Raw genomic sequence first — 12091 nt, forward strand, 5'->3', positions numbered from 1 at the left:
TTGGGGGGCGGATTACTTGTGCCGAGGGGGCTTGCCCGGCGTTGGGGTGCGCAGCGCTCCCGCTTTTTTGGGCCCGCCACGCAGCCCAACGCGGGGCAAGCCCGCTCGCCACAGAAGCCCGTTCGCCACGATAGGGCGTTCCACATTACATTGCACACGCAGTGCTCTTTAATGGTGCGTAACTAACTTGAACTTCGCGCACGCTTGATTCTTCTAATCGGCATTCGACAATCTGCGGAGTACCGTCGTGCCAACCATCATCTCGCCCGATACCCCGGAATCGGCCCTGACCGACCACAGCGAGCACAACGCCAAGATCTTCGGTTCGCCCAAGGACCGGCTGGACTTCTACCGCCGAGAAATCCAGTACGAAACCAGCATCCTCGCCAACCGCACCGATGCCTACCTCACCGCGCAGTCATTCCTGGTGATCGCCTTCGTGTCCGGCATGGGCAACCTCAATCCGGAGTGGGGCAAGCTGTTTACCCTGGTGGTGCCGGTGTTTTTGGTGGCGCTGGGTATTTTGAGTTCGCTGAACGCGTGGCCCGGTATTCGCGCGGCGTATGAAATCATCGACCACTGGCACTATAAGCAGAGCGAACTGCTGCGCAGCGAGCCGGTGATGGGCATGGCCTACGATGAGTCGCCGCTGTTTTCCGAAATGGAGTCGTCCCACAAGGGCTATCGCAAGTCGCTGCTGTTCTCCATGCGTGCGCCGTGGCTGTTCATGGTGTTCTGGCTGGTGCTGGGCATTTATGCGTTTTATATCCAGATCGACAATCCGATCAGCTGAGCAATTGGACGGAACTTCGTCCGCAGGCGCGGCGCCTTAGCTTTACGCAGTACAGATTTCTCCCAGACCTGCGAAGAGGTGCCCCATGAATACCAGCAACGACCCGCAAACCAGCAACCGTAACGACCCGGCCATCGACGGTGGCGAGCCGGCCCCAGGCAGCGCTGTCAATGCGCCCAAGGATCCAGCGGCTGCCAGCGACCCCAAGGCAAAGGAGAACGACTTCAGCCCGGATTTCGAGCCCGAGCCTGAGCACAAACCTGAAACCGATGCCGATATCGATACTCAGGGCGGCTAGAGGAGAACGGCATGTCAAAAGAACTCGACCTGGAAGACGACCCCAACGATCCGGGCAACGAAGACCCGGGCTCGTTGATGGACGATGCCACCGCGCCGCTCAAGGATGATGCCACTGTGCCTCTCAACGATCTGGATGACGCGGCAGACGTCGGCAATACTGAGCGTCAGGACTGACCCTTCGCCCTGGCTCGTCGTTCATACCATGCCAGCATCGGCTGGGTACTCAGGCCATGAACGACGATGCTCAGGGCAATCACCGACACGGTAAGGTTCACGGCCACGGCGCTGCTGGTGCCGATCAGCCCATGGTTGAGGGCGTAGAACAGGTAGTAGATGCTGCCGATGCCGCGAATCCCGAACCAACCCATCAGGCCGCGTTGCTGGCGGTCGACCAGGCTGCCCCAGGGCATGGCGAATACGCTGACCGGGCGAATCACGCAAAACAGCAAGGCCGCAATCAACAGCGCGCGCCAGTCCCAATGGCTGACCAGCACGATGCCCAATACGGTCACCAGAAACACTTCCATCGAACGTTCCACCAGGCTGCCGAAGGAGAGCATGTCGCCCATCATCACGCCTGCGGCAATCTGCGTGTCGGCCAGCTCGCTGACGTCGCCTTGCAGGGCGTGCGCTGGCTCCACCTCCAGATGACCGACCACGGGCAGTGCCAGGTGCTCGGCGGGTGTCCTGGCGTTGCCGGTGGATTTGAATTCGGCCTGGCGCAGCCCGAGGCCGGCGGCGAACACCGACAGGAAACCGTAGCCGCCGATCGCTTCGGCGGCCACGTAGGCCAGTGCGATCAGCGCCAGGGTCAGGTAGTCATTGGGCGACAGGGTGCTGTCGTCGTGGGTGATGCGCAGCCACAAGGTGACGCGGCCGATGCCCCGGCCCATCCAGTAACCCACCAGTAACCCGGCCGGCACTGCCCAGATCAGGTTCTTCAGGACCCAGCCGCCGAGCCAGTCGCCATCGAAACCGCCATGCTGCATGAACAGCAGGCTGAAGATCACGAAGGGGAAGGCCGTGCCGTCGTTCAAACCGGCCTCGCCCGAGAGGCCAAAGCGCAGCGCGTCATAGTCCTGGGCGTTGTTGACCTGCACCAGGCCGGCCAGAACCGGGTCGGTGGGTGCCAGGATCGCCCCCACCAGCAGCGACACACCCCACGACAATTGCAGCAGGTAATGCAGCGCCAGGCAGGTGCCGAGGATGGTCAGCAGCATTACCGGCCCGGCCATGCCGAATGCGATGCGCCACAGCCGATGGCTGAGCGGCAGGCGCAGCTTGAGGCCGCTGACAAACAGCGAAAACAACACGGCGACTTCGGTCAGGTGTTCCATCCAGCGCGCGGAACCCTTGATGTCCAGGTGCAACAGGTCCACCCCCAACGGGCCAATCGCGACGCCCAGCAACAGGCACACCGCCGAGGTGGTCACCGGCATCCAGCGCAGGTAGGAGGAGGTGAGGGCGAGGGTGAGCAATACGGCGCCGAGTACGGCCAACCATAGAATAAATGTCATCGAGCATGTTCCGGGCCGTGGTGTATGCAGGTTGGAGGCTGCGCCCGGGTGCGGGTTCAAAGTGATTCCATTCACTTTGAGGGGAAGGACAGATTCAGGCAGCGTGGCGTCTGATGCTGGATTCCAGGGTGCTGGATGGGGTGAACACCATGTCGTAGCCACCGCCGTCATCCATGAAGCGTTGAATGCCGGCCTGTTGCTCCCGACCCAGCGTATAGACGTTGGCCTTGCCTACAGTGGCGGGCTGCAGCCGGGTGCCGCCCAATGCGTGGTCCAGTGCCAGAGAGTTGGAGTGGTAGAGATGCAATTGGCCGTCCGGGGCTTTTTGAATATAAGCAGCGTGCACGATTTTGTCCTTGTTATAGCCGCGTCGGCTGACAAAGGTAGCGACGCCTGACTCGGAAATGTCGGCCGCGTTAAAGCTGCTCTTCAAGGTGTCTGGGCGAATTTTCATCATGCGGTTATAGGTTTGGGATCCGCCATTGAGCACCTCGGGAATGATTTTGTTGAACGCCGTGTCAGTGATCTTTTTGTCGGCCTGGGCGGCGCGTAACGCTGTCGCGTAACAAATGTCCAGTTGGGTGTTCTTGTCCAGTTTTTTATACAACGTCTTCATGTTTCCGCTGAGTTCGCCGCTGGAAAGCACCTTGGCCTGAAAGTTCGACAGCGGCTGCCCGAAGGATTTTCGGTTGACGGGGTTGATGGCGTGCCATTGACCGGTCGCTTCATCCAATTTGGCAAGTGCGCCCACATCACTGGCGCCGTTGACCCCCTTGAGCGTGCCTTGGGCGATATTTGGTTTTTTCGCCAGTGCGGCCACATCAACTTTTGCCAACGCTGCCAATAGCTTTTCCGCACGGGAAACGCCCCGGCGAGCGAGGTTGATCGCCCCCCGGGCCAGGTCATCAAGACCGCTCAGAGGGTTGAGCGCGCCTACCGCCGCACGGCCGAGGATCTTGCCCGCATGGGCGATTCTGGACAATGCCGAGGCTCCAGCTGAGAGGGCTTTTGCGCCTTTGAAGGCAGCACCAAGGCCGACCGCGAAGCCGAAGATATCGAACGCCAGGTCAACGAAGCCTTCAAGCGTTTTGCCGTCGATAAAATGCTTGATCGCTGAGCGGAACGGGATCAGGTTGAGCGCAATCTCTTCAATGATGCGGTAAGTGGGCACTTGCGTTTCAAAGGTTGTCGCGCCTTTGGCGTAGCGTTTTACCGCAGGCAGCTCCATGTCTGCGATGACCGCCTCGGCAAGGTAGCGGGTTCTGTCACTGGCGTAGCTGTAGGGAGTACCGTGCTCACCCTTTTTTTCATCCGTCAGTCTGGATGGATACTCCCCACCAGGCGTTATGACGTCGTATCGCTTTCCTTTGGAGGGATGCCAACCGTTGGTGGGTTGGCGCTCCTTGTAGGCCATCTCTGGTCGTTTGGTGATGGTGCCCTTCAGTCGGTTGATGGCATAGGTCACCGAGGTTCCATTACGCACCGTTTCGACAAGGAGAGTGCCTTTTTCAACCGGGAGTGGATGATCGTTTCGCCAGTAGTCGATTTCCGTACGGACGGTTATTTTTCCAAACTCAAGATTCTGCCGGTCTTCCAGCGGCAGGTTTGAAACCAGGGTTTTTATTTGTGCCGCAGTCGTTCTCTTCACCGCGTTGGCGTAATCGGTAAATGCCGTTTCGAAAGGCTGGCGCGGGGAGGGCAAATCCTTGATTTTTGCCAGTACCGCCTTGATGTCGATCTCCTTTGACGAAGCATTCCAGGTGCCGGGAGTAACGTCGTCGCCAAGCGTTAGTGCAATCGAAATGGGTATGAATTTCAGCCAATACAACCCATCAGTTAAATTTCCATCCGGCGCGCGCCGCAGGAAGCGGCCATCGATAAACAGATCCAGTATCGAGTAGGGGCCCGGGAAGTCCTTGTTGGAGGGTTCGAGCTCAATACACTTTGCTTCGAGGAGTTTCGGGTTCATGTCCGGCAGCGCTTTTTTCAATTGCTCCAATGCAATGGCGCTGGTTGTCGGCATGTGTGGGATCTGCGTTTCAGCAGCTTCGCGCAGTTCGCGGATCTGCGTGTTGAATGCGTTACAGGCTTGGGTTAACGCGCCTTCGGTCATCGGATAGCCCAAGCCATTTGCGACAGCCCAGTCCTTGATCGCGTTTTGCTGGGCCGCGTACTCGATCTGACGCTCGTGATCGTTAAGCGGCGCTGCGCTGGCGTGTAGCATGACCTGCGCATAGCTCATCCCCGCGGTTGCTCCAGGTGCTTTCGCTTCGAGGCGGGCAACAGCCGTGGTAAAGCTGACCCAGCTATGAGCACCCACTTTCACTTGTTTGGGGATGTCGTTGACCAGAAACTGTGGCGCTCGGTTGGCCAGTTGCAGATGAGCCCTGATGGTTGCCGTCTCGGCGGATTCGGCGTTGCCGTTGGCGAGCAGGTATTCAGCCAGCTCCTTGACGATGATTGAGGGTGTCTTGCCGGCGTTTTGCGCGGTGACCAGCGGGAAGCCCTCGATATGGGGCTGCGGGGAGTGAATCGTCACGCCTTCGATGTCGGTGCTGCTCTCCAGGTTCAGGGCTGCCAGCAGCCAGTCGCTGGGGCTGCCCTTGATGGCGAGCCGCTCAAAAAAGGCTTGAAGCGCTTCGGCCAATGCCTTGCCCTTGGGGGACCTGAGCAAGTCATCGATCAGCCGCCGCGGATCGCGCAGCGGTTGCGGGGAAACAGGCCGGTCGCGCAGCAAATGAGTGAGAACGGAGTCATCGTGAAATACCCGCACAGTGCTGAGTCGAGCTGAATGGATAACCTGCGTGAGTTGACGCTGTCTGTCCTGCGCAAGGGGTTCCGGCCAGGCCAGTGCGCCCCCCAGGTTGCCATGGATGGGTGAGGTGAGGACAGGCGTGGCCAATGCTGTCGCCAGGTTCTCCAACTGCTCGTGATTCGTTGGAATGTCCCAGCCGTGGTCCTTGAGCAATTTCAACAGACTGACCTGGTTCGTTTTGCCGGTTCTATCCGGATAGTAGGAGGCGTGTTCAGAGAGATGAATGGGCTTCTTTAATTCGTCCTCGATCTGCCCGTCATAATCAATACCCTTTTGTAGGGTGTTTGCCAGGTGTTGCAGGCTGGCGGCGGCAGCGTGGCGGGTATGAATATCGGCAAGCACGGTTTTCTGCTCGTCGAGTGCATCTTCGCTGCGCGCAGTGATCAACGCCTGTCTGGTGTTCGGGTCAAGTGGTTTGAAATTCTGATCGCGCTCGATCTCCAGCGCGCGTTGTTGCTTTTGGAGCGGTTCCAGCGCCTGGGGCTCTTGATAAAAGCGGCCGACTATCCACCACGGCACCGGCTCGTCTGCCAGGGTTGCAGGCGGCGCAAACGCGGTGCCTATACCGAGCAAGCGCGCGACTTCCAAGACCGGCCCGCTGACTGCGCGCCAATGAGCATCGTCTTGCCCTGCCTTGTGCTGTTTGCCCTTGACCATAAAGGCGATCTCGCCCGTCTGTGGGTCGAGTGTGATCGAGGTGCGGTTGATACCGCGATCTTGAATCCACTGGCGCATATCGGTGGACTGAAACGCGTCACGTAGTTGGCCCCACCACTGGCCGAAGGTGGAGTGGGGAGGCACGTGGTGGATCGTCGGCGTGCTGCTGGTCTGGGCGGCCTCAAGGAGCGCATTGCGGTATTGCAGGGCCAATAAGCGGTCGCCGTCGGTGCGCGAAGTGCCAGGTTTGACTGGCGCTTGGGCGTCACGCTGCTGTCTGGAAAATGGTTGCCCGCAGGCGGGGGGAAGGGCGGGCAACGATTGATTGAATGCTGGGTTATGGTTGGAGAGTCCTTGCATAAAGAGCGCCTTTAGATTGAGTGTTATCAATCTTCTGTCGCCTCTGTCGCGTCATTGATTCCCTCGCCCGTCCCTGCGTGTGGTGACCTTGTATTTCGATTCAAATCTGTGTGTATTTCAGGCGGTCTCATTCGTGCTGCATTCGGGCTCCGTGGACTTACTTGATCCGGTCCAGCAACAACCGCTCCAGCGTTTCCACCGGCAACGGTCGGCTGAACAGATACCCCTGAATCTGGTCGCAGCCGGCCTCTTTCAGGAACGTCAACTGCGCCTGGGTTTCGACGCCCTCGGCGACCACCCGCAGGCTCAGGCTGTGGGCCAGTTCGATGATGGTGCGCGTGATCGCCGCATCCTGCGGGTTGGTGGTGACCTCACGGATGAACGCGATATCGATCTTCAACGTATCGATGGGAAACCGTCGCAGGTACGCCAGGCTTGAGTAGCCCGTGCCGAAGTCGTCGATGGAGATTTTCACGCCCATGGCGCGCAGGCGCTGCAGGGCGGCGATGGTGTGCTCGGTGTTTTCCATCAGCGAGCTTTCGGTGAGTTCCACCTCCAACCAGTGTGCTTCCACCGCGGTGGTGGCCAGGATGCGCTCGATATCGGCGATCAGGTCACCTTCGATCAATTGATGGCCGGACACGTTGACCGACACTTCCACCGCGCCAATGCCGTTGAGCTGCCACGTGGCGATCTGTTGGCAGACGCGCTCGATCACCCAGCGGCCCACCGGCACGATCAGGCCGAGGTCTTCCAGTACAGGTACGAACACGGCCGGTGAGACCGGGCCGTAGCCAGGCCGATCCCAACGCAACAACGCCTCCAGGGCACAGACTTCGCCGTTGGCCAGCTCGACCTTGGGTTGGTAGTGCAGGGCAAACTCATTGCGTTCAACCGCTGCACGCAGTGCATATTCCAGGTCTTGACGGGCGAGGTCGTGCACGTTCATCTGCGCACTTGGGCTGGTGTGTTTCAGCAACTGCTGTTCGAGCATCAGGCTGTGCTGTTTGAGCTGATCGCCGTAGGCCTTGAGCCGCAGCAGATTGCGTACCCGCAGCCACAATTCCAGGCGTTCCACCGGTTTGGTGATGAACTCCTCGGCGCCGCTTTCCAGGCCGCTGACCTTTGCCTCGGACTCGCTGAGCGCCGAGAGCATGATGATGGGGATATTCGCGGTGGCGGGATTGCCCTTGAGCTGGCTGGCCACCTCGTAGCCGTCCATGCCGGGCATCATGACGTCCAGTAACACCAGGTCAGGCGGGTTGCTGGCCACCAGGTGCAAGGCGTCTTCACCGCTGGCGGCGCTCAGGGTCAGGTAGCCCTCGTGGTGCAGCAGGGTTTCCAGGAGTTTGCGTATGTGAGCGTCGTCATCAACGATCAACAGCGTTGCGGGTGAGCTGGCCATGGAGAGGACTCATGCTAGAGGTGCAATGGACGGATTCAGCAGGGTGTCGATCACCTGGTACAGCTCCTTGTAGCGCAGGGGTTTGATCACATAGGCGTCGCAACCGGCCAGGCGGGTTTTTTCCCGGTCCTCTTTCATGGCCATGGCGGTGAGGGCAATCACCGGGATATGCGCGGTATGTGGGTCTTGCTTGAGCAAGCGTGTTGCTGCCAGGCCGTCCATGCCAGGCAGTTGAATGTCCATCAGAATCAGCGCCGGCTGTAGCTCGCGTGCCATGGTCAGGCCGCTTTCGGCGTCGGCGGCCCACACCACGCTGTGGCCGGCATTCACCAGCAGCAGGCGAGCCAGGCGCATGTTGGCTTCGTTGTCTTCGACGATCAGGATTGCGGCCATGTGGCCTCCAGATTTCGGTGCAGCGGCAGCCACACCACAAAACGTGCGCCGAGGCCTTCGCGGCTGGCCACGGCGACGCTGCCGCCATGCAGGTCGGTCAACTGCTTGACCATTGCCAGGCCAAGACCTGTGCCTTCGAATTTACGCGCCAGGCTGCTGTCGATCTGGCTGAAGGCCTTGAACAGCTTGCCCATGTCGTCCTCGGCAATACCGATACCGGTATCGCTGACGCTCAGTTCGAGGAACTGCGTGTGCGAGCCGGGCGGCAACGCAAAGTTGTGCACTGGCCAGTCGCCGGGCACCAGGCCGACTTGATCGCGGCTGACTTCGCGCACGGCCAGGGTTACCGAGCTGCCGTGCTCGCTGAATTTGACCGCGTTGGCCAGCAGGTTGTAGACGATCTGTTTGGTCTTGCGCAGGTCCAGCTCAAGCCAGCCGAAATCGTCCGGGCTGTCGAGTTTCAACTGGATACGCTGCAGCGCGGCTTTTTCGCGCACGATCAATAGACTGTTGGCCAGCAAGCCCGAGAGTTCAACGGCTTCCAGCTCCAGGTCCATCATTCCGGCTTCGACCTTGGACAGATCGAGAATGTCGTTGATCAGCGACAGCAAGTGCTGGCCGCTGGTGAAAATGTCGCCAATGTACTCGCGCTGGGTGTCGCTCATGTCGCCCACCAGCCCATCCTTGAGCGCTTCGGAAAAACCGATCACCGCGTTCAACGGCGTACGCAGTTCATGGGACATGGTGGCGAGGAATTCGGACTTCATGTGGCTGGCGTGTTCCAGCTCCAGGTTCTTTTCTTCGAGGGCGCGTTCGAAGCCCTTGCGCTCGGCTTCCTCCTGCTTGCGCGCGGTGTTGTCGGTGCCGATCAGCAGGTAGCCGATGATCATGTCACTGCGATTGCGCAACGCCGTGACCGAGACCATGGCCGACAGGCGACTGCCATCCTTGCGGATATACGTCAGCTCGTAGATGTCTTCGATCCCGCGCGAGGCTTTGAACACCAGCGCCTCGAAGCCCGGCGTGATGGGCGTGTCGAGCTCCAGGCTGAGCGCGGCGGCGCGGGTGATCAGCTCGACGGGGTCGGAAATATCGGCAGGTGTGATGCGGTTGACCACATCGGCGGCGGCATAGCCGAGCATGCGTTCGGCGCCGACGTTGAAGATCTGGATCACACCCTTTTCATCGGTGGCGATGCTGGAAAAATACGCGCTGTTGAAGATGGCATCCTGCAGCGCGCCGGTCTTGAGCAGGGTTTTCTGGCGTTTGAACTCGACGATCTTTTCGGCGCGCGATTGCGGCGGTGTGGGTGGCGGTGTGTCCATCGCTTGTGCGTTCCGTGCTATTGAGGCCCGACATCGAAAAGGCCGATGTCGCAGAGCATGCTCACAGAAGATCGCGTGGGGCGATGATGAGGAGATGAGGTCTTTGGACAATAGCAGAGATTATGGCTCTTTGATGGCAGAAAGCGCTCTGCCGGAATTTTGACCTCACACCGGCGATATCGTCGCCAGCAGGCCAATGCCAATCGTCAGTACCAAAAAGCCGAACAGGAAAAGTGCCATCTTGGTCATGGAGCCTCCGAGAAGTTGGATGACAGAAATGTCAGGTTGGCGCCATTGTCTGTCTGCAGTGGCTTTCAGTACAGAGGCAGGTGGCGAATAAAAAACCATATCAGATTGTCTGTTGTCGAGTGAGGCAGACGTAAGATGCGGGGCGCATGCTGACCCATCATCCGCGCGCGCCGGTTGAGACAGCCAGCCCATTTGCCCCTAAGATGACGCCCATGGGATCAACAATAAAAGTGGGCCACCCCTCGATGGAAAGACGTCAATTCAGCGGCGGCATGAAAGGCAAGAACCTGCGTTACCTCAACGAAAACCCCGGGCAGTTGGCGTCGGTCACTCGCGTCGGCTTTTTGTTGCTTGAACACTTCTCCCTGCCGGCGTTCACCCAGACGCTCGATACCCTGGTCACCGCCAACCTGCTGCGCCCTGAGCTGTTCGCCTCGCGCACCTTCGGCAGGGGTGAGGGCGAAGTCATCAGTGACCTGGGTCTGGTGATTCGCCCCGACGCCGTGCTTGAGGCGGCGGCGTTGCATGACATGGACCTGCTGGTGATATGCGGCGGCTTTCGCACCGAACTCAAGGCCAGCGAAGACTTTATCCATCTGCTGCGCAGCGCTGCGGAACAAGGCATCAGTCTCGCCGGGTTGTGGAACGGCTCCTGGTTCCTGGGGCGCGCCGGGTTGTTGCAGGGTTATCGCTGCGCCATCCATCCGGAGCACCGGCCGGCACTTGCGGAAGTGTCCAAGGCAGCCCAGGTCACCAGTGAGCCCTTCGTGATCGACCGCGATCGGCTCACCGCCTCCAGCCCGTCGGGCGCTTTTCATATGGCGCTGGACTGGATCAAGAGCCGGCATGGCAAGGCGCTGGTTGAAGGCATCGAAGACATTCTGGCCTTCGAGGAATCACGCTATCGGCGCATCAAACCGACCGAGAACGTCTGCGTCAGCGCGCCGTTGCGCGAAGTGGTCAAGTTGATGGACGCCAACCTTGAAGAGCCCCTCGAACTTGACCAGTTGGCCGTCTACGCCGGGCGCTCCCGGCGCCAGCTCGAACGGCTGTTCAAGGAACAACTGGGCACCACGCCGCAGCGCTATTACATGGAACTGCGCGTCACCGAGGCGCGACGGTTGTTGCAACACACCGAGTTGTCACAGGTGGACGTGCTGGTGGCGTGCGGGTTCGTGTCGCCGAGTCATTTCAGCAAGTGTTACAGCGCGTATTTCGGATATCGCCCCTCCAAGGAGAAGCGGTTGGTGAAGTAGCGTGTGTGTCGTTGAGGAATTAGCTCAGGGAGTAAGCATGGCTATAACGCTTTTGGATCGCTATCGTGGCAGTTTGCTCGGCTTGGCCTGTGGCGACGCAGTCGGGACGACGGTCGAATTCATGCCCCGAGGCTCATTCGCGCCCGTGGTTGATATGGTCGGCGGAGGGCCTTTCAAGCTCAAACCTGGCCAATGGACGGACGATACATCGATGGCGCTCTGCCTGGCGCAGAGCTTGTTGCAGAGTGGAGGGTTTGACGCGGCGGATCAGATGGCGCGTTACCTCAAATGGTGGGCGCATGGGGATTTGAGCTCCACAGGCGAGTGTTTTGATATTGGGATGACGGTTCGTCAAGCGTTGGCTGACTTCCAGAAAAATGGCAATCCATTTGCAGGCTCTACGGACCCCTATTCCGCAGGCAACGGCTCAATGATGCGCTTGGCGCCTGTGGTCCTGTTTTACTTTCCTGACCGTCAGCAGGTCCGCGCATTCACGGCAGACAGCTCTCGCACCACCCATGCGGCGCAGGAGGCGATTGAGTGTTGTCTGTTACTGGCCGAAGCGATCAGTAATGCATTGAGTGGGGCTGCTAAAGCTGATGTGCTTCGGTTTCCCAATCTCTCCCTGTCGGCACCGAAAGTGTCGGCTATCGCAGGCAGTGAATATCAAGCGAAGTCGAGTAACGACATTGTGGGTTCCGGTTATGCGGTGGCTTCCCTGGAGGCTGCGTTCTGGTGCTTCCATCACACCCATTGTTTCGCCGACGCGGTACTCGAAGCGGCAAATCTGGGCGATGACGCCGATACAACTGCTGCCATCGTTGGGCAATTGGCCGGCGCGCACTACGGAGTTCAAGGCATTCCTTCCGGATGGCTGGAGAAACTGTGGATGCGCGATGAGATTCAACACATTGCCGAGGCATTGTTCAGGGCTGCCGCCGCCTAGACTCAAAGCCCCTTAAGCAGGCCGAGACCTCTGTGGCGAGCGGGCTTGCCCCGCGTTGGGGTGCGAAGCGCCCCC

Annotated in this window: 10 protein-coding genes; 5 read left to right on the plus strand and 5 right to left on the minus strand. The window is 59.6% G+C overall.

Annotated features, from left to right (window positions below; genetic code table 11):
- Window positions 1-247 precede the first annotated feature (247 nt).
- The 3 genes from TU79_RS23650 to TU79_RS26385 all read left to right on the plus strand — a co-directional run bounded on the left by TU79_RS23650 (window position 248) and on the right by TU79_RS26385 (window position 1267).
- Window positions 248-793 carry a hypothetical protein gene (locus TU79_RS23650; RefSeq protein WP_057010254.1) on the plus strand — a complete coding sequence of 182 codons (546 nt, stop codon included), beginning with the start codon at window positions 248-250 and terminating at the stop codon, window positions 791-793.
- Window positions 794-878: 85 nt separating this feature from the next.
- Complete coding sequence (locus TU79_RS23655) at window positions 879-1091, plus strand: hypothetical protein (protein WP_057010255.1); 213 nt, start codon at window positions 879-881, stop codon at window positions 1089-1091.
- Between the two features lie 11 nt (window positions 1092-1102).
- Complete coding sequence (locus TU79_RS26385) at window positions 1103-1267, plus strand: hypothetical protein (RefSeq protein ID WP_169793817.1); 165 nt, start codon at window positions 1103-1105, stop codon at window positions 1265-1267.
- Here the strand turns inward: TU79_RS26385 and TU79_RS23660 are convergent.
- The 5 genes from TU79_RS23660 to TU79_RS23680 all read right to left on the minus strand — a co-directional run bounded on the left by TU79_RS23660 (window position 1258) and on the right by TU79_RS23680 (window position 9565).
- A complete protein-coding gene (locus TU79_RS23660) occupies window positions 1258-2610 on the minus strand; it encodes a cation:proton antiporter (RefSeq protein WP_057010256.1) in 1353 nt (450 codons plus the stop codon). The genes TU79_RS26385 and TU79_RS23660 overlap by 10 nt on opposite strands.
- Window positions 2611-2704: 94 nt before the next feature.
- Window positions 2705-6442 carry a DUF8038 domain-containing protein gene (locus TU79_RS23665; RefSeq protein WP_057010257.1) on the minus strand — a complete coding sequence of 1246 codons (3738 nt, stop codon included), beginning with the start codon at window positions 6440-6442 and terminating at the stop codon, window positions 2705-2707.
- Window positions 6443-6599: 157 nt separating this feature from the next.
- Window positions 6600-7847, minus strand: a complete 1248-nt coding sequence (locus TU79_RS23670; RefSeq protein WP_057010258.1) for a GGDEF/EAL domain-containing response regulator — start codon at window positions 7845-7847, stop codon at window positions 6600-6602.
- A 9-nt stretch (window positions 7848-7856) separates the two neighbouring features.
- Window positions 7857-8240, minus strand: coding sequence for a response regulator (locus tag TU79_RS23675; protein ID WP_057010259.1), 384 nt, complete (start codon window positions 8238-8240; stop codon window positions 7857-7859).
- On the minus strand, window positions 8225-9565 hold the full coding sequence (locus tag TU79_RS23680) for a sensor histidine kinase (protein WP_057010260.1): 1341 nt from the start codon (window positions 9563-9565) through the stop codon (window positions 8225-8227). Before TU79_RS23680 ends, TU79_RS23675 begins: the two co-directional genes overlap by 16 nt.
- Window positions 9566-10086: 521 nt before the next feature.
- On the opposite strand from TU79_RS23680, the gene TU79_RS23685 reads away from it, so the two are divergent.
- Window positions 10087-11070 (plus strand): GlxA family transcriptional regulator, encoded by a 984-nt coding sequence (locus TU79_RS23685; protein ID WP_057010261.1) that lies wholly within the window; start codon window positions 10087-10089, stop codon window positions 11068-11070.
- A 37-nt stretch (window positions 11071-11107) separates the two neighbouring features.
- A complete protein-coding gene (locus tag TU79_RS23690) occupies window positions 11108-12016 on the plus strand; it encodes an ADP-ribosylglycohydrolase family protein (RefSeq protein ID WP_057010291.1) in 909 nt (302 codons plus the stop codon).
- Window positions 12017-12091 lie beyond the last annotated feature (75 nt).

It is taken from the genome of Pseudomonas trivialis (assembly GCF_001439805.1).
GTDB classification, from domain to species: domain Bacteria; phylum Pseudomonadota; class Gammaproteobacteria; order Pseudomonadales; family Pseudomonadaceae; genus Aquipseudomonas; species Aquipseudomonas trivialis.